General features: G+C 48.7%; 26 protein-coding genes. 10 read left to right on the top strand and 16 right to left on the bottom strand.

Annotated elements, in window-relative coordinates; translation table 11 throughout:
* Window positions 1-19: 19 nt before the first annotated feature.
* Both FUU19_RS22525 and FUU19_RS22520 read left to right on the top strand, forming a co-directional pair.
* Window positions 20-208 carry a YodC family protein gene (locus FUU19_RS22525; RefSeq protein WP_099782372.1) on the top strand — a complete coding sequence of 63 codons (189 nt, stop codon included), beginning with the start codon at window positions 20-22 and terminating at the stop codon, window positions 206-208.
* Entirely contained in the window at window positions 195-461 is a 267-nt protein-coding gene (locus tag FUU19_RS22520; protein ID WP_099782373.1) for a DUF6953 family protein, read from the top strand. Before FUU19_RS22525 ends, FUU19_RS22520 begins: the two co-directional genes overlap by 14 nt.
* A 44-nt stretch (window positions 462-505) precedes the next feature.
* Here the strand turns inward: FUU19_RS22520 and FUU19_RS22515 are convergent, their stop codons facing one another.
* From FUU19_RS22515 to FUU19_RS22490, 7 genes are all read right to left on the bottom strand, one after another.
* Window positions 506-1,516 carry a terminase small subunit gene (locus tag FUU19_RS22515; RefSeq protein ID WP_230490556.1) on the bottom strand — a complete coding sequence of 337 codons (1,011 nt, stop codon included), beginning with the start codon at window positions 1,514-1,516 and terminating at the stop codon, window positions 506-508.
* A 146-nt stretch (window positions 1,517-1,662) separates the two neighbouring features.
* Window positions 1,663-1,992 (bottom strand): TonB family protein, encoded by a 330-nt coding sequence (locus FUU19_RS22510; protein WP_197769986.1) that lies wholly within the window; start codon window positions 1,990-1,992, stop codon window positions 1,663-1,665.
* An 83-nt stretch (window positions 1,993-2,075) separates the two neighbouring features.
* On the bottom strand, window positions 2,076-2,333 hold the full coding sequence (gene lysC / locus FUU19_RS24785) for an Rz1-like lysis system protein LysC (protein WP_430726494.1): 258 nt from the start codon (window positions 2,331-2,333) through the stop codon (window positions 2,076-2,078).
* Window positions 2,233-2,619, bottom strand: coding sequence for a DUF2570 family protein (locus tag FUU19_RS22505; protein ID WP_230507380.1), 387 nt, complete (start codon window positions 2,617-2,619; stop codon window positions 2,233-2,235). The genes lysC and FUU19_RS22505 overlap by 101 nt, the downstream gene beginning before the upstream one ends.
* Window positions 2,616-3,146 carry a lysozyme gene (locus FUU19_RS22500; RefSeq protein WP_230490428.1) on the bottom strand — a complete coding sequence of 177 codons (531 nt, stop codon included), beginning with the start codon at window positions 3,144-3,146 and terminating at the stop codon, window positions 2,616-2,618. The genes FUU19_RS22505 and FUU19_RS22500 overlap by 4 nt, the downstream gene beginning before the upstream one ends.
* A complete protein-coding gene (locus tag FUU19_RS22495; protein ID WP_197798316.1) occupies window positions 3,146-3,400 on the bottom strand; it encodes a phage holin in 255 nt (84 codons plus the stop codon). Before FUU19_RS22495 ends, FUU19_RS22500 begins: the two co-directional genes overlap by 1 nt.
* 78 nt (window positions 3,401-3,478) lie before the next feature.
* Window positions 3,479-4,198, bottom strand: coding sequence for a Mom family adenine methylcarbamoylation protein (locus FUU19_RS22490; protein ID WP_230507378.1), 720 nt, complete (start codon window positions 4,196-4,198; stop codon window positions 3,479-3,481).
* Window positions 4,199-4,460: 262 nt separating this feature from the next.
* Here FUU19_RS22490 and FUU19_RS22485 point away from each other — a divergent pair, with 262 nt between their 5' ends.
* Together FUU19_RS22485 and FUU19_RS22480 are read left to right on the top strand one after the other, a co-directional pair.
* Entirely contained in the window at window positions 4,461-5,522 is a 1,062-nt protein-coding gene (locus FUU19_RS22485; RefSeq protein WP_154746951.1) for an N-acetyltransferase, read from the top strand.
* Window positions 5,500-5,877 (top strand): ASCH domain-containing protein, encoded by a 378-nt coding sequence (locus FUU19_RS22480; protein WP_154746950.1) that lies wholly within the window; start codon window positions 5,500-5,502, stop codon window positions 5,875-5,877. Before FUU19_RS22485 ends, FUU19_RS22480 begins: the two co-directional genes overlap by 23 nt.
* Before the next feature lie 29 nt (window positions 5,878-5,906).
* On the opposite strand, the gene FUU19_RS22475 is transcribed toward FUU19_RS22480, so the two are convergent.
* From FUU19_RS22475 to FUU19_RS22460, 4 genes are read right to left on the bottom strand one after another with little or no spacing between them, the layout of a single operon-like run.
* Window positions 5,907-6,269, bottom strand: coding sequence for an antiterminator Q family protein (locus tag FUU19_RS22475; protein ID WP_230490427.1), 363 nt, complete (start codon window positions 6,267-6,269; stop codon window positions 5,907-5,909).
* Window positions 6,266-6,550, bottom strand: coding sequence for a DUF1364 domain-containing protein (locus FUU19_RS22470; protein ID WP_103773921.1), 285 nt, complete (start codon window positions 6,548-6,550; stop codon window positions 6,266-6,268). The genes FUU19_RS22475 and FUU19_RS22470 overlap by 4 nt, the downstream gene beginning before the upstream one ends.
* Window positions 6,547-7,143, bottom strand: a complete 597-nt coding sequence (locus FUU19_RS22465; RefSeq protein ID WP_230490426.1) for a DUF1367 family protein — start codon at window positions 7,141-7,143, stop codon at window positions 6,547-6,549. Before FUU19_RS22465 ends, FUU19_RS22470 begins: the two co-directional genes overlap by 4 nt.
* A 60-nt stretch (window positions 7,144-7,203) precedes the next feature.
* A complete protein-coding gene (locus tag FUU19_RS22460; RefSeq protein WP_230490425.1) occupies window positions 7,204-7,380 on the bottom strand; it encodes a hypothetical protein in 177 nt (58 codons plus the stop codon).
* A gap of 248 nt (window positions 7,381-7,628) precedes the next feature.
* Between FUU19_RS22460 and FUU19_RS22455 the strand changes: the two genes are divergently transcribed.
* Window positions 7,629-10,436 (top strand): HD domain-containing protein, encoded by a 2,808-nt coding sequence (locus FUU19_RS22455; RefSeq protein WP_230490424.1) that lies wholly within the window; start codon window positions 7,629-7,631, stop codon window positions 10,434-10,436.
* Between the two features lie 37 nt (window positions 10,437-10,473).
* Here the strand turns inward: FUU19_RS22455 and FUU19_RS22450 are convergent, their stop codons facing one another.
* The 5 genes from FUU19_RS22450 to FUU19_RS22430 form a co-directional block, all read right to left on the bottom strand.
* Window positions 10,474-10,929: a replication protein P gene (locus tag FUU19_RS22450; protein WP_255703297.1), complete on the bottom strand. Its 456-nt coding sequence runs from the start codon at window positions 10,927-10,929 to the stop codon at window positions 10,474-10,476.
* 28 nt (window positions 10,930-10,957) lie between these two features.
* Complete coding sequence (locus FUU19_RS22445; protein WP_230490422.1) at window positions 10,958-11,959, bottom strand: DnaT-like ssDNA-binding domain-containing protein; 1,002 nt, start codon at window positions 11,957-11,959, stop codon at window positions 10,958-10,960.
* Between the two features lie 62 nt (window positions 11,960-12,021).
* On the bottom strand, window positions 12,022-12,258 hold the full coding sequence (locus FUU19_RS22440; RefSeq protein ID WP_060447357.1) for a hypothetical protein: 237 nt from the start codon (window positions 12,256-12,258) through the stop codon (window positions 12,022-12,024).
* A 14-nt stretch (window positions 12,259-12,272) separates the two neighbouring features.
* Window positions 12,273-12,734 carry a toxin YdaT family protein gene (locus FUU19_RS22435; RefSeq protein ID WP_171884846.1) on the bottom strand — a complete coding sequence of 154 codons (462 nt, stop codon included), beginning with the start codon at window positions 12,732-12,734 and terminating at the stop codon, window positions 12,273-12,275.
* 10 nt (window positions 12,735-12,744) lie between these two features.
* Entirely contained in the window at window positions 12,745-12,990 is a 246-nt protein-coding gene (locus FUU19_RS22430) for a transcriptional regulator (RefSeq protein ID WP_103773913.1), read from the bottom strand.
* An 88-nt stretch (window positions 12,991-13,078) separates the two neighbouring features.
* On the opposite strand from FUU19_RS22430, the gene FUU19_RS22425 reads away from it, so the two are divergent.
* From FUU19_RS22425 to FUU19_RS22405, 5 genes are all read left to right on the top strand, one after another.
* The gene (locus FUU19_RS22425; RefSeq protein WP_347343976.1) at window positions 13,079-13,477 is read left to right on the top strand and encodes a helix-turn-helix domain-containing protein; all 399 of its coding nucleotides are present in this window, start codon (window positions 13,079-13,081) and stop codon (window positions 13,475-13,477) included.
* A gap of 510 nt (window positions 13,478-13,987) precedes the next feature.
* Complete coding sequence (locus FUU19_RS22420) at window positions 13,988-14,182, top strand: hypothetical protein (protein ID WP_057523605.1); 195 nt, start codon at window positions 13,988-13,990, stop codon at window positions 14,180-14,182.
* An 82-nt stretch (window positions 14,183-14,264) separates the two neighbouring features.
* Window positions 14,265-14,573, top strand: a complete 309-nt coding sequence (locus tag FUU19_RS22415; RefSeq protein ID WP_154746943.1) for a hypothetical protein — start codon at window positions 14,265-14,267, stop codon at window positions 14,571-14,573.
* Window positions 14,574-14,702: 129 nt separating this feature from the next.
* Window positions 14,703-14,933 carry a hypothetical protein gene (locus FUU19_RS22410; RefSeq protein ID WP_149570733.1) on the top strand — a complete coding sequence of 77 codons (231 nt, stop codon included), beginning with the start codon at window positions 14,703-14,705 and terminating at the stop codon, window positions 14,931-14,933.
* 162 nt (window positions 14,934-15,095) lie between these two features.
* A partial coding sequence (locus tag FUU19_RS22405) for a RecE family exodeoxyribonuclease (RefSeq protein WP_304622325.1) occupies window positions 15,096-16,688 on the top strand: 1,593 nt, incomplete at its 3' end.

Raw genomic sequence — 16,688 nt, 5'->3', positions numbered from 1 at the left:
ATTAACAAAGGAGATTTTTATGAACAATGCTTTTGATGTTGGTGACTTAGTTAAATTAAAATCTGGCGGTCCAGACATGACTATTCAGTCAGTAAGTGAAACATCGACCTCATATTCATATTGGTGTCAATGGTTTGCTGGGCGCAAGCTTGAGCGCGGCAATTTCTCGGAAGCTTCTTTGGAATCAGCTGAAAATGGAGAGAGCTGAAGTCGCTCAGTGGATGCTAACCGCTCTACGACGCGATAAGTGTCTTTATCAGGATGATGTTGTTGATTACCTGATCAAAAATAATGACGAATCGCACTTGACCGAAAATACAGATGGTAACCAAGTTTTGGGACGCCCTCTCCTGAATGAATTTCTCAACTTAACGAGAAATGATGTTGTTTGGGTTCGTTCCGGGTTTTACTGGCGCTATCGAGTTGCCGAGGATGAGCCAGGCAGAAATGCCCGCGGTTAATAAATTGCTCACATACAAGGGGGTGCAATATCGCCCCTTTTTTTTCAACCCATCATTTTCCGATAAAACTCCGCAGCCTCTTCCGTCGTCATATTGACGCTCTCGGTTTTAACCGGGCCACCATCAGGACCGCTCAATTCAGTCTTGGTTTTTATCATTCCAAGATGCTGGGCAACCATTTTCAGTGCGTCGTCCTGATTGCGGGTGATCACCTCAATACCAAATTTACCTTCCTTGATGCCAGCGAACAGGCGGCGGGCAGCCCCTTTTAAATCACGCGTGTCGTGGAAGTGGGCGCGGCCCTCACCGGCACCATTGCAACGTGGGCAATCAGGGTTTGGATCCAGCGTGGAGTCAAAACCGTAGCCACCTTTGTCTCGCGGCGGTGGTTTCTTCGCTGTCTTGGCCTTCTCGCTCGCCTCTTCATACTCAACAGCGTCACGCCACTGGTACTGAAACCCAAAGCCCCAGCAATGGCGACAGCACAACCGGCGGTACTCGGTGATCTGGTTGGCGTCGGCGGTAGCGATGTCCCACCACAGTTTCAAGACTTCATCCTGGGTGATCTGGGTGCGACGTTCGCGAGCAGCCAGCGCGTCGTTGATAGCCCGGCTCACCTTAGCGTTTCTATAAATGCGGCTGGCGCTGACATAGGCCGTGTTGCCTTCGCCCTTCCCACCCGCGCGTTTGTATGCCGCCGTCCTGTTCAGATCGATGAGGTACTCATTCACGAAACGCCACTGCATATCACTGAGCCCGTACTTACGCGAGTCTATAGAAAATTCATCCTCTCCTTCTACAGCATCACAATGCAGTTCCTCTATCACCTTTTCAGGTGTTGAGTTCTGCATTTTTTCCTCGGTACGCACCTTAGCTTTTTGCGTACCTTTTTTGCGTACCTGCGTACCAGTTTTCTCACTGCGTACCCACCCATGCTTTTTGGCCCGCTTTCTAATGGCTGCTTCACTGATGCCGTATATCTTTGCCATCTCACGGAGAGAAAGCTGACCGGCACAGTAATCGCGCTCAATTCCGCTTTCTTCCGGTTGTGACATAACGTTCTCCGAGAATAAAAAAAGCCACGGGCAACCATGATCTGAGTGATCGGTGGGTGTCGCCTGTGGCTTTGCTTGCGCATTACGCAGCACCTGGATAGATGCTGTGTGATGGGCAATAAAAAAACCCGCCGAAGCGGGCTCACTCATTGGGAGATTGGGCTGCTCATTTTAAAACGAACGGTAATCTCCAGGTTCTTATATGGTTTATTTTTTTCGAACCGCCACTTAGACATCGCCATAACAAGCGCATTATCGAACAAACCCCGAGGGCTTGACTCTATGATTCTTATCTCACTAATTTTTCCATCTTTATCAACGTCATATTTTACTTTTGCATATCCCTCTATCTTATTGTCATAAGCATAAATTGGGTATACAGGATTAACTCTGGATACAGGCTTCGGTTTAGGCCCTTCAGCTACACAAGCGTTGAGGGAGAAGACCGTTAGTATGGTTAATAAAAACTTGAGCATGACAAAATCCTTTTGACAAAATGTATAGTAGTAGCCCCTCACAAATGATAATGATTTTCAATAACCACGCAATTGTTATTCAATCACTTTAATCTAGTGGTAGCTCGCCGCCAGGCGTTGAGCGTCTCCACCTGGCCGGCGCAGATTAATAAAGCCGTTTGCAGCCCCAACGCATGGCTGCCAATGTCGCCCCATGTGTCACCCTGCAATGTTGGCACCTCGCAGGGGGTGAACACCGATTCAGGGGGAAACAGCACGAGCGGCGCCGGCGGCGGCGGTGTCCGTTCCGCGCAGGAGGCCAAGAACAGCACCAGGAGCAGTGCGGCGGGCGCACTCGTCATTTTTAATGGCATCCTGATATTTCCTCTGGTAGTTTTCGCCCTGCTGGCGCAGCTGCTGCTCTCTCCGTTGCTGTTCGGCCATCATTGCGCGATTACGGGCGTCATCCGCGCGCAGTGTGGTGATCAGTCCTGCCTGCTGCGCCAGCGTCTTTTTCTGCTCTGCAACCTGCTGGCGTGCCAGCTCCAACCGGTGCGACAACAGCGAGCTGTAACCACCTAGGCATATGGCCGTCACCAGCAGGAGCAACATTCCCCCGCCGGCCAGTTTTGAGATCCAGCCGCTCATTTGTCCAATCCCCAGCAAGCCAGTTCGGCTTCCTGATCGCGCCGTACGATCTGCCCGTAGCAGTTATTCGAGCGGATGCGGCAATCTCGGCCAGCGTCGTATATCCAGCGGCGGATTTCGCGGCAGGCGCCAATGCGGTCGCCGGCGTTCAACTTTTTGTAAAAAGTGGAAGTGAAGCACTTTCCGGGGCCAATGTTCCACGGACAGAACGAAGCGATCCCGACTTTTTGCGGTTCGGTCAGAGTTACCTTGACGTTGCGCTCTACCCAGTCGAGCGCCTTTTTCTGCTCTGCTGCGTCAATCTGCTTGCACTGCTCGGCGGTCAGGCGCAGCCCCCTCACAACCTTCTGGCCGTTGACCATCGTCACGCCGCCGCAAATTGTCCAGATGCCGACTCCGTCCTGGTATGCAGTCAGGCGCTGTCCTTCTTTTTCTTCCTGAAACTGCGACATCATGACCGGGGCCGATGCGCCGGCAGCAATCAACGCCAGCATAGCAGCACTAAGTTTGGTCTTTACCGAAGCCACTACTCGCCCCCTATCAGGTCAACGTCTTGCGCGTTAATGTTCTTGTTTGAGCGGTCAATGAGGTACATTTTCAGTAACCTTTCTCGCCGGCACCTGAACCAAATACCCACGATGCACCCAATAACGGAACTGAGGATGCCGACAAATATGCCGATCACCATCCACTCACTGGGCGAGAAATAATTTATTGCCCCTAGCAGCAGGCCAACCAGCCAGCCGCCATGCGTGGCGCTATCTGCGATTTTTTCCGGCATGGATCTCATCCTTCTCCCTCGCCGGGGCATGCCCCGATCATCGGGTGATAAAAGCGAAAAACCGCCGGGAGGCGGTCGCTATGGTGATTCAGGTTTGGGATATGGCTTCGGGCTGAACAGCTTCGTGTTTAGCCGCCGGCGCGCCCGCTTGTTCAGAAAGCGGATATACCTGAACTGATTAAATGTGTGGGCGGTGGCGCGGTGTGCGTTCGCCTGCAAAAAATTACCTCGGGCGCCAGCTTTGTGCCCCTTCGTAGTCATGGCGATCTTGTGATACCACTCACCGTCGAGCTCGTAGAACGTCGTTTGATGGCTGCCGACGTAATCGAAATTGCTCGCCTGATACACGACGCCGAACCGGCCACAGCGTTCGTCGGCGAACGTCTGCACCCAATCCACAGCGGGATAGAGCAACTTGATGGTTTTCAGCGCATAGCTGATTGCCCGTGATTCGGTATTACGCGGCATCCGGTCATGTACCCAGAGCCGGTTTAACTCCATGTATTCGCGGTTGCCGGTGCCGGCCACGACGCGCGCCCCGCTGCTCGGGTTCATCGCGTAGCCCCACTGCATGACGCCCGCAAGTTCGCGTCCGTCAAAAATACCTAGGTGCATATAGGAGTTGTTTACGACGCGCTTGCTATAGTGAAAATGACTGATCACCAGGCGAGCCAGCCAAACTGGGATCGTTGCGACGTGGAGATCGTCACATCCATAACCTACGGTTTCACCAGCGTAGACGATCGGCGCCGGCCTTCCGCTGGCGCGTGACACAATTGCATTAACGTGATTTTTCAATGTCTCGGCACTCCAATAGAGGGGTGTGCTCGTGACTGTTGACGCGGGCATACTGCCTCGGAGAGCGGCAACTCTCCGGGGCGCCCATCAGAACGTAGAAGTGAAAAACCCCGCCGGAGCGAGGTTTCTGAATGAGTAAGCTACCTGTCTGCGTAACCACTCTTATCACGTTACAACAGTTTTTGCGTACGCGTGAGTTATTTCGTATATTTAGCAAGTGACTACAAACAGTTGAAGCATTATAAGAAAAAAAAGGATACCTATGGATAACCTTATCTATCAAAAATTTAGTGATTTCGATCACAAAGATCCGTTTTTTGATTCTTTGAAAGCTGATTATAAAGAATTCCCTTCTTGGCTTACTAAAAAAGCAAAGGAAGGAGAGTCTGCTTATGTCTTATACGGAGACGAGGGACTAATAGAAGGGTTCATGTATTTAAAAGAAAATGATGACGGGGGTGGTCTTGATCCTCAACTTCCAGCTGGAAATCATCTAAAGATTGGCACTTTTAAATTCGAATCTAAGAGAACACTACGTGGGCAGCGGTTCCTTAAAAAAGCATTTGATAGAGCTATAAGCTCTGGTTCGAATGATATATATGTAACCGTTTTTGAAAAGCACGGCCATCTGATTAGGCTTTTTCAAACGTATGGATTTTATCGCCATGGTCAGAAAGACACTCCAAACGGAAAGGAGTTTGTCTATGTCCGCTCATTAAATGAGGTTAATGGTGATATTCTACTTGATTACCCATTAATATTAAACCGCAACACTAGAAAGTATTTACTTGCCATATACCCTGAGTTTCACACACGTCTATTTCCTGACTCAAAGCTAGTCACTGACTCACCAGATATTGTACAGGATGTATCACATACAAATAGCATTCACAAAATTTACATATGCGGAATGCCAACTGTATCAAAAATGCAACGTGGGGATATAATAGTTATATACCGCACAGGAGATGGTAAAGGCCCTGCATTCTTTAGAGCTGTAGCCACTTCTATATGTGTCATCGAAAGCGTAAGAAAAATTGATGACTTTAATGACGAGGAAAGCTTTGTAAATTACTGCGGAAAGTTTAGCGTATTCAGTGAAGAGGAATTAAGAAAATTTTACAAAAACAAGCGGTATCCATATGTTCTGCGCTTCACATATAATCTAGCTTTACCTAAACGTCCAACGCGTGGTAAAATGATTGAAGATGTTGGTTTAAATGGCACCAAAGGTTTTAGATGGAGCCATTTTGAACTAACAGATCGTCAGTTTAACGAAATAATTGATTTAGGCAAAGTCGATGAAAGTTTTATTATCAATTAAACCTGAATATGCCGAGAAAATTCTAGACGGAAGCAAAAAATTCGAGTTTAGAAAAGGGATATTCAAGAATGAAAAAATCACAACAGTAGTGATTTATGCGACCATGCCGATTGGTAAAATTGTTGGTGAATTCCAGGTTGATTCTGTATTAACTGGCAGTCCTGATGCTGTATGGGCTGAAACAAAGAAATTTGCTGGAATTACAAAAGAATTTTTCGATATGTACTATGAAGGAAGGGAAAAGGCATTTGCGATTAAGATCGGCTCCGTCGATAAGTTTGATGCCCCTCTTCCGTTATCCGCTCTTGGTAACAATATTACCCCTCCACAGTCATACCGTTACCTTTTAGCGTAATACATGCCCGGATCTCTCCGGGCATCCGTTTAGATCATATTCAGTTCAATATCCAGTATAGCTAGGCACCCTCTGATAAAACCTTCAGCAGTTTGCATCTCCTTCCTGACAGTTCCATCTGAGCATTTACGTATTCTTGCTATCTTTCGCAATGACATGCCGTAAACATGGTGCGCAATCACTAGGTCGTACTCGTCTGGCTTGTACTGCTTCAGCCTTGCCACACATCCGTCTATCACCAACCCATCATCATCGCAGCAGGACAGCTTACCATTGGACGGGTGAGGCAATAGCCCCTTGAAGCCTGCAGCGATTGGCGAATAATCAATGCCACTACTTTCTCGTGCCCACACTCCCCAACGGGACAGCACTTCGTACATGTCCAATTTCATAGCTTTCCTTCCTTTCTCAAAATTTCTTGCGTGCGCATGACGCCTTCGGCGTGCATCAGTCGGGCGTCGTTCGCGTCGATAAAGCGCGTGCGGCGATCTACTTCATCGTGACAGGCGCTGCAGGCCCAAGCGGCCTGTGTGTCGTCTGGTTTTATTGCCGTGCCGCAGGTGCCGGCCAGCCGATAATGTGCGGCGACGGTTGTTTCTGGGTTTCGGTTACAGATGCCGGGGATCCTGATTTGGCAATCACGGCCGCGGGCCTCGTCTGTCAGTTTGCTCATGCTGCATAATCCATAAGCTGAGCCGCGGCGTTCTCTGCCTCGGCGATGGTTGGAAAGGATTTGTTTAAGATGAAGGTCCACAGCACGTTAAGCGCTGCCTGGTACAGGTCGTTAAATTCGAGGTCATCCATTTTTGCGAATGAGATCGATCGCGGCTCGCGCAGGGTCGAACCGTCGGGGAGTTCAAAAAGGTCATAATGCCCCGCTTCGACGGTCACCCATCGGCGGAAAGCGTGGAAGGATTTTGCAATCGTCAGTCGTTCGGCGCGCTTCTCGGCCACCAGCTGCAGGTATTCGTCCGCCAGCGCATAGAACACGCCAGCATCGTCAACATGGCGAGCCAGACGATTGATATACCCGCGGAGGAATTGGCGCTCAAACGTTGATACTGCTCCGCCAGAAGGCGCCCAGTATTCAAAACCGAGATTCAGGAGTGAGAAAAATTTGCGATGCAGTCCGGGATTCCGGGCGCGCTTAAACTCGCCAGTGACAACAGCCCCCAGCTTGAGTTTGTTCATGACGAAATCGACCGTGTCGGGCGTTGCCGGCACGAGGATCCCGCCTTGGGATTTGTAAAACGAATACTGCGCCATTTTCGTCTCCGTGGTGGCGCAGCAGGTGATCAGCTGTTCAGGCTGATGAAGAGGATTATATCACTTTCTCCGGACGTCGTAGCCCATACGTCGGAGCAGCACAATCATGAGCTCAGTATCGGCGACAATCTGGCTCTCCTTCAGCGGTAAAACCGCAGTTATCGCCCCGTGGGTCATGTAAACCAGCGCCCGACCATTCTCGGGCAAAACACGAGCAACATCTTGTTTTAAATCCATTATTTTTTCTCCGACATTCTCGGATTACTTCGTACCACAATTATTACACCAAAATACTGTACAAATAAACAGTGATTTTGAATCGCTATCAGGCATCCGAGCCACTTAGCTTTTGAACACTGCTCTCAATTTTGCGTAGCGAGTATTAAAGTAAAGATATCTTTATGTTATAAATTGGTTCTGCAAACACTAAAATAATAATCAAAGATGATAATTAGCATTATTAGTTATATGAAAATGGAGAAATCATGATCACTATTCCTGATCGGCTTAAAACCAAGCTTGAAAAAAATCCAGCTCTTTGTGGCGCGGTCTATTCCTCACTGTCTAAACTTAATCCTTGGTTCAGCGATAACAAGACAGTTTTCTTCCCTGAATATACCGACCATGGCATTACTCACTTGCAGGAAGTAATTAATACTGCAGATAGCCTAATTACAGATGAGAGTTGGCCATCCATTACGGCCAATGATGCAGCAGCCATAATAACTTCAACACTATTGCATGACTGTGCAATGCATCTCAGTGAAGATGGTTTTTACTCACTAATAAATAAAAAATACCCCCCTGGTAAATCACGATATTTTGAAAATGACATTGACTGGAGTCATGCTTGGCATGAATTTTTTGCAGAGGCAAAGAGATTCGATGGAAAAAAACTAAGATCCCTTTTTGGTGATGATACACCAGTAAGAGACATCCCACTCAATAAACTAGATTTGAACTTGCGAGACAAACTACTTATTGGCGAGTTTTTAAGAAGACATCATGCCACACTTGCACACCACATCGCCCTTAACGGGATACCAGGCCCCTCAGAATCAAGAGTACGACTTGAAGGTTTCGATAACGATATTCTCGATCTCTTTGGATTCATAGCAAGAAGTCATAATATGGGACTAAGAAGCGCAATTGATCTACTTGAACAATCGAAGCGCAGAGTCCACTACAATACGCATGTACCATTCATTATGGCAGTTCTGAGAATATCAGACTATATACAAATACACAGTACGAGGGCAGAAAATCAGTTATTAGAAATAAAATCTCTTTCGAGTCCAATTTCAAAAAAAGAATGGAAAAAGCACAACGCTATAAAAGAGATAAATCAGACGCATGATGATCCTGAAGCATTATATATTGATGCAGAACCTCAAGATGCAATAGTGTATGAGTCATTATCAGCTTTATTTAAAGACATTCAAAAAGAACTAGATGTAACCTGGTCTATACTTGGTGAAGTATATGGAAGGATGGATAGCTTAAAGAATATTGGTATAAATATCAGAAGAGTTCGTTCATCATTAGATAGCACTAGCGTTTTTATAAAAGACAAAAAGCCCAACTTCATTCCAAAAACATTAAAATTAAAGACCTCAGATAGTGAGATGATTAATCTTCTCATTGCCCCACTTTATGGTAACTCTCCCGGTGTTGGAATTAGAGAGTTGATGCAAAATGCTGTTGATGCATGTAATGAATTAATCGACTATTACTACAAAAAAGCTGAGCGAGAAATTAGCAGCAATAACATTGATGTCACTATTAAACTAATAAAAACGGGAGATAAAAATACATTAATTATATCTGACCATGGAATAGGAATGACGCTATCAGTAATTGAAAACTACTTTTTAAATATTGGTGCTTCATTTAGGAAAAGCGACTCATGGAAATCTATTCACGAGAGAGATGGACAGTCGAGTGTGCATAGAACAGGCAGATTTGGCATCGGACTTCTGGCTGCATATCTTCTTGGTGATGAAATACATGTTAAAACTCGTCATGTTACAGACCAAACAGGATATGAGTTTTCTTGCCGACAAGACAGCGATGCTATCTGTGTAAAACCAATAGATTTTCGTATTGGCACTGAGATTTCTATAACAATCAACGACAAAGTCTTTAAAGACTTAACAAACTCCGACAATTATTCTAATGAAGATTATTGGGACTGGTACTGCTTACCTCACCCCAAGGTTAATAGATTGATTTGCAACGAGTCGGAAGAAGTTATTTTAGAACAATCCATCACCGTTCCTATGAACGAAGAAGATCTAAGTGATACACCATGGAATAGAACTCATCACCCGGAATTTAATGATATAATTTGGGGATATGTTGAACTCAGAGAAAGGAGGAATCGTTCCACAAACCTAATATGCAATGGAATAAAAGTACTTAGAAACAACCACTTTTATAGTATAAATTTAAGCACCAACAGACATGATATGAATGCAAATTACCCAACACTTATCGTCTACGATCAGGATGGGCACATGCCTTTAAATCTTCAAAGGGATAGTCTCACAACGCGAGACCTTCAATTTAAAGATGAGTTAATGAAGGATGTATCAGAGTACCTTAGTAAAATTATTATCTCTAAATTTGAGAATGAAGATAGAAAAATAAATGAAGAGTTAATAAAAAAATTAATAATGCCTGGGATAGATATCTTAGTAAATAACAATGCTGCCGATGATGGTTTTTCCCAGTTGATTATTTTTAATGAAAAATTACTTCCTTTAAATGCATGCCTACTTAAAGAATTAAAACCCAAAATGGTTTCAATTGATTTTGTTGTACTCTCAGACAAACTAGGTTCTTGGCAATCACAAACGCTAATGGATTCTGTTGAGTGTTATATACCATATCACTCGAGAAGAGGTTCTAAAAGTAGTAAGGTTAACTTTTTGAGAGGAATCCTTGATGATAATAGTTATAGATCGGGTTATTTCAAAACATTCCCAACAATAGGGAAAAGAATATTTATTAGAAAAGCAGAAATAGATGACTTGGTATCACCGAATAATTACCCAAGAACTAGTTGGGCGCGATTAAAGACAGAATGGGAAAATAAAGAATGGAAAATACTCAGCATTGGGAATGTACCACCTGTAAATGAGAAAATAGCCAGGGTTATAAATGAGCTATCCAGAGTAGAACAGCCGTTTTATATTGAAGTTTATTTAGATTGGGATAAGGCAGATGGGATCGATGATAGCTCAATATTTTCTACGGTTTGGAAAGAGACTGCTCAAGGAGTTTTAATATAATTAGCACTGGCGCCATCGAATATGGCGCCAGTAAAAATTAGCTACAATCTCGTTTAATAACACTCCTTATTTTTTCTATCATTTCCATGCCCTTTCGCTGATAGCGGCCGTCCGTGTCAGCGACTTGTGCGTCGCCCGGCGGTCTGTTCTCCAGCGCATTCGCTTTTCGCACTGGCGGGATGGAGAATCCCATTTCCACCTGCTTTGCCCACTTCGTCAGCAGCCGGCCGGCCAGTGCGGCGAGTTCGTTGTGTCCCAGCTTGCGCTCTACGCCGGCGCGGCGGAGCTCCGGGCAAATCTGGAAAAGCACCGGGTGGCGCCAGTCGAAACTATCTGCGCCGTCGAAACGCCAAGACTCGTTGCGCCAGCGGCGGTATTCGGTCATGACGTCGTCCGCCGACAGGCCGAACGGGTTGGCCATGCACTCGCCGACGATCGCAGTAAATTCCGCAAGGTCAGGCGGCCAGTGGTTACCGACGCTGCAGCGCTCCATGCACCGGCGCGCGGCGTAGGCCAATTGGTCATCTGAGAATTTCGAAATCGTCTGGCCCCAGATCGTGGAGGGTGCCACCCCGTTTTTGGTCACCCAGCGGTTGGCGTAGATCCCCGCCATCGTCTCCCAGAGGAGCCAAGCCCTGTCGCTCCCGTTCTGCGTTTCGTGCGGCCCTGACCTGCTGCTGAGCGGTAGCGGCTGCTGCGGTGTATCTGGTCGCATTTGAACCTCCTGCATGCTGCTTTCGTTTGGCCGCCGCCTGGCGCTCGTAGAGCACGCTGTCGGCGAATTTCTGCTCCCACTGCGTCTGGTTAAATACCCTGCCCTCGGCTTTCCAGTACGCCTGGAAGCTCGCCAGCTCCTGCGGGGTATATCCCGGCGCCGGGCCGTCGATAATTCGGCCCCACAACGCCGCCAATCGCTGGAAATCAACCGTCGGCGCCCAGTTGGCGCTCATCGGAAACTTTCCGCATGGGTTCTCGTCGTCTTGGTCTTCCCAGGGTGTCGGCGGTGATCCCTGTCCATCTGGTGAAATTTCGCCCGCTCCCAATAGAGAGAGGGGTTTATCTTTTAGATCTTCTTCTTCCTCTACTTCTGGTAACGCTTTTTGATACGCATCTGTAACGCTCGCAGCGTTACTAATTGCGTTACCTTTTGCGTTACTCCCGCGTTTCACTTTCCTGGAATTTGCAACGCGATTATTCGTAAGTGCTCGTTTTTTCGATGAATTCCCGTTATGCCTTTCAAAGTTCGGAAAAACCAACGTCTCCCCATCGAGCGCCAGCCAGCCAACGCTGATCAGCGCATCTGCAAAACCGGAAACGAAAGTGATCCGATCAACTGCATTTTTTGTAACGCTCGCAGCGTTACACTTTGCGTTACCGTCAATGGTCTGTTGATCGGCCCACGCCCATAATCTGACCAACTTGCCTAACACGGCGTCCGGGTCCAGATTCAGGATTTCCGACAGCTGGAACACCTCCGGTTTATCCGGGGTTATCACTTCAACCTTGATCCAACTTGCCGCCATATGTGCCTCAACTTTCTGTAATCTGTAACGCCGACAGCGTTACGGTTTGCGTTTCTAAAAGGTCAGTTTCGCGCCGTCGCGCGTGTTCCCTGCGGCGCTGGCTTCCCTTTCAAACGCTGGCAGTGCTTTGCAAAACTTCGCGCCCAGACCAACAGGTCGGGCAGTTTCATGTTCGGGTTGTGGCGCTGGTGCTGTACGGCAGCCGCCGCCGACGTCGTGGCGACCGCCTCGTCGAACCGTGCCTCACGCAGCTGCGCGGTGATCTGCTTCTGCAGGAAATCGTCGTGATTAATGGTCATTGGTCATGCCTCGGTTAATGCAGTGCGCTGTAGGCTCGCCGCAGCTCGTAGAAGCTGCGCTCTGCCTCGTCGCACTCTCTTTCAAAATCTGCCGGTGATGCGTGCAGCAGCGCGGCGGCGATCGCCTCCTGGTGTTCCTTCAGCGCGCGGATTGCCAGGTATTCGATGCTGTTCCCCGCCACCAGCCGGGCGCGCAGCACCGCCGGCAGCGCAGCAAGGATCGCCGGCTGCAGTTCCTGGATTTTCTGGCGGGCGCCAGCACTATCGCTGTCGAGCCAGCGAAAGATCTGCTGCTTGTTGTTGTGCCATGCAGCATCATCAACGCTGCCGTCGGCGCGTTCGATCTGCGCCAACTGCGGTGCCTGCATTTTCAACTTGAAGTAAGCGCGGGTGATTTCCGCCGCGACCGTGCGCTGAGTGGCCTCCGTGGCCCATCCGCGCAGCGCGTCGCGGATCTGCTCGTGTTTGATTTCCATATATCAATCCTTAAGCCCCAGGTTTGTTATCCTGAGGTTCTGGTGGTAAGCCAGAGGTTGGGTTTGGGTGAATGTCAGGCCGAATTTCATGCGGCGTGACGCCTGTTAGTTCATAAATTTTCAGCAAATGAGCCTCTGGGACACGGCCGTTATATTTCTTTACCCAGCGGTTCAGAGAAGAGGGTTTGATCCCTAACATAAGAGCCAAACGACGCTGGTTAACTGCAACCTTGATGGCTTTGTCTAGTCCGGTCATTGCAGACCTCCTTGAAGTTAAAACACAACAAGTGTGAGCATAAAGCTAACACTTGTCAACAACAAGAGAAATTGAGGGGTGTTAGCCGGTGGCTTATACTCACATAATGAAAAATACAGACGACGCCCAGACCTCGCTGGTTACCCAGCGCCTAAATGAATTGATGGAAGCCAAGCATCTTTCAAAAGCTGACTTGGCACGAATTGCTGATGTCAGCAGATCATCAGTTAACGGATGGTTTAAAAGGGGGAGCATCAGTAAAGAGGCTGCTTCCAAGCTTTCGAGCGCTACTGGTGTCTCTATAGCCTGGCTGCTCGGTGACGACACAGAAGGAAGTGGTGATCTCAGCCAAGAAGAAAGAAAGCTTCTCGACTTATATCGCCAATTACCGGGAATTGAGCAGGCTAACATGTTGGCTGCTTTTGAAATGCGCCTGAATGAATTAAAAGAATTCTACACTCGGTACGTTTTAAGAAATAAAGAATAATCAATCATATACATAGAACCCTCTATCGAAGGCCGCTTAAAAAGCGGCTTTTTTTATGCCCTCATAAAATTTTCCAGTTAGCCAAATGTTGACACATGTTAGCTTTTAGCTCACAATTCATTTCATCAAGCAGCAGCGAACAGGCAGGAAGCCCACGAAGTAGCCGCCCGGGGCGCACGAAGACCGGGATGATTCGCTAACGCAGCAGGTGAAAAACGTTCTGACAGCTGGAAAGACAGCACTGAGGCATGACCAACAGACCACACAGCAGAGGGCAACACGATGTTCACATCATACGAAGAGTATTTCGACAGTCTGGCGGAAGGCGAAGAGGCCATGTCAGAAGCAGAATTTAACGCAGCTCTCCAGTAACACTCACCGCGCCCTACGGGGCGCCACCGAGGCAATCATGAGCGACAGAGGTTTCTGGATTGTAATTGTCGTCGGCACCTGCGGCCTGTTCTGGACGGGAGTCATCGTAGCTGCACTGATTTTTAAAGGGGCATGGCAATGAGCAAGATCGTCCCAAACAGCGGTAAGGCCGTCAGCCTCCGCAACACGCGCACCGGCGCACCGTGGGTAGCATCGTTCGATTACATCCGCGGCCGCTATCGGTTCGAACCTGTCGGCAATCTACGGGCCATCAAGCGCCCTTTTGAATCCCTGCGGATCCCGCCGGAATTCGAGCCAGCCGGCACGCACTAAAGCACCACCTGAAACAGCAGTAAAAAATGCCCGAATTAATGGGCAGGACCAAACACGCACTTTAATCAAATGAGGCATGACCATGAAAGTAACTAGCGCAACTTTAGTTTGTGAAAAAATCCACGCAGGTATTCATTCCGTATCTGAAAACGACAATGTCATTGGATATATCGCCAAGACCAAAAACGAAGAATTACCTGTTGGTGCAGTTTTAGCAGACGGAACCGATCTCGGTGAATTTGATTGCCCTGACTGCGCAGTAAAAGAAATTTACCGCAAAGCAAACAATATTACTGACGGGCATTTAATTACCAGCGACGACAAGAAAGAAATGCTTTTGGCCTTCATGATGGCAATGCTTGGCGGCTCAGCAGAACGCACAACCCACTAATTGCTGTGTGTAGTCTTCCCCGCCAGCGATGGCGGGGCTTTTTCAAATATTGAAATGCGTCATGCGTTTCCCTCCCGGGGCGTCAACTCGTAGGGCGCATTTCAATAAATCAAAGAGAGGGTTTATATAATGCAAACTTTCAACACTGAATTAGCAATTGAGGCCCAAAGCCAATATTGCAATGACAACCGCCTTCCGAATTTCTCGCCAATTGACGGGATTTGTTACCGCTGCAACAAAGATGTTTATGTTCCAGTTGAGAATAAATACGGCGACTTTGTCTCCGGAATTTCCGTAGAAAAGGCAGCGAGCACCCACATTATTGATTGTCCGCACTGCCGAATGAGTTATTGCGATTAAAAGTAAAAAGGCCCGCACAAGGCGGGCCAGTCTACCGGCTTAACGTCCCGGTGACGGGCTGCCAGGGGACCAACCCTAACAGCCGAGGCATGACCAATGACCACATCGAGGATGCAGCACCGATCGGGCTGCATTCTACCTAAAACTCAGGAGAATTGCACAATGCAAAACGTCTACGCCTATCACTTAAAGGCAAAGCAAAAGTCAGGGAAACCCTCGCTTTTCATCTGGTTTGAAGCAAAGAACGATGCGCGGGCAAAGCGTGACCTCGAAAACCACATCGAGGACGCCGAGCTGGATCAATCCGCTTACTTCAAGCCGGTGCGCACCAATTACCCCGTTGTTGACGATCTGCCGCCAGAAGCGGCGTTCTGTGATACCTGGTGCCTGCGCTACAAACTGGACGATAACCTGTCGTGGCAGGTCATCCCTGCGGCTGAGCGCGAGCCGCATAAACCTGCAGGTGATGCTGGTGCATCAGAAACCAGCAGCAGCCAAAAGCCACAGATAGACCAGAAGACCAATGACGGCGGGGATCCAGCTCACGGGCAAGAGCCGCGAGCGTACTTCGCAAAAATGAGCGCTGACACGCGGGCTGTCGCCGTCATCCTGCACGGCTTCGAGGTGATCGATACCGTGCTGAGTAAATCGCAGATGACCAATGTCATAAACACCGCATTGAGCGGCGAATCCGCTTATATCGCCGATATGCTGCAGGCTCTACGCCTGCCTGCCGTTTCCTGCATGGATCCCGAGCGCTTCGCGGCTTTCGTTGCCGGGGTCGCGCGTCGCTATGAAGAAACCGATCCTGAATCGACCTTCATCAATATCCGCAAATACGTTGAGCAGCTGCTGAAACCGGCCCCGGAGCCGGAAGCAGAAACGACGAAAACTGTACATAAGCGCGGCTATACCCAAACGCATGACGCCCTTGACCGTGAGATCGCCTGCGCGCTGTGGGTCGGTGATGTCGACTGCCAAAATATCGCCGGTGAGATCGATCGCTGGGCGCAGAAAAAAATAAAAAACGATGACGAAGACTTTAAGCGTTGGTCAATGGCGCTGCGCGCTGCCCCGAACATCCTAAAATACAGCCGTGAGACAATTTTCGGTGTGATCCGCAATGTTCCATCGTCTGATATGTACCACTTCCCCGCCACACTCCGCGGCTGGATTGAGAAATATTTGTCTGAGCATGGCGTTTATGAATTTGGCGCGGCGCCGGACGCCGTGCAGTTGGCTGCAGAGCCAGAGCCAGAGCCAGAGCCAGAGCCAGAGCTTGTCAGCTTAGGCGGTGCCCACTTCGATGCGTACAGTCTTTTCAAAGCCTCCCCGCTGGCTGCAGTGCAGGTTGATAGCGAACTGAGCGAAGATACCGAGCAGCAGCCGGCGCCAGAGCAGACATGCAAAGACGCCTCAAACGACGATGAAAAAGCGGAAGTAGCGCAGCGGCAAGAAAGTGAGCCAGCAGCAGATTGCGCACAGGCGTATTTCGAGCCAGGCCGTTACGCTGATATTTCAAACACAGCCTATCACGCTGCGAACGGCATCAGCAGCACTCAGGTGAAGGACGCGCGCATCAGCCTGATGTATTACCACGGGCGCCACGTCATCAAAACGATCGGCCGGGAACGCAGCGACGCGCTGACGTTCGGTTCGCTGGTGCACACGCTGGCGCTTGAGCCAGAGAATCTGGAGCGAGATTTCAACGTAGAGCCGATTATCCCGGACGGCGCTTTCACGAATACCGCCTCA

Source organism: Serratia montpellierensis (genome assembly GCF_020858655.1).
Taxonomy (GTDB): Bacteria; Pseudomonadota; Gammaproteobacteria; order Enterobacterales; family Enterobacteriaceae; genus Serratia; species Serratia montpellierensis.
Note: the sequence above shows the minus strand (reverse complement) of the source record. Positions and strands in the feature narration are given on the sequence as shown.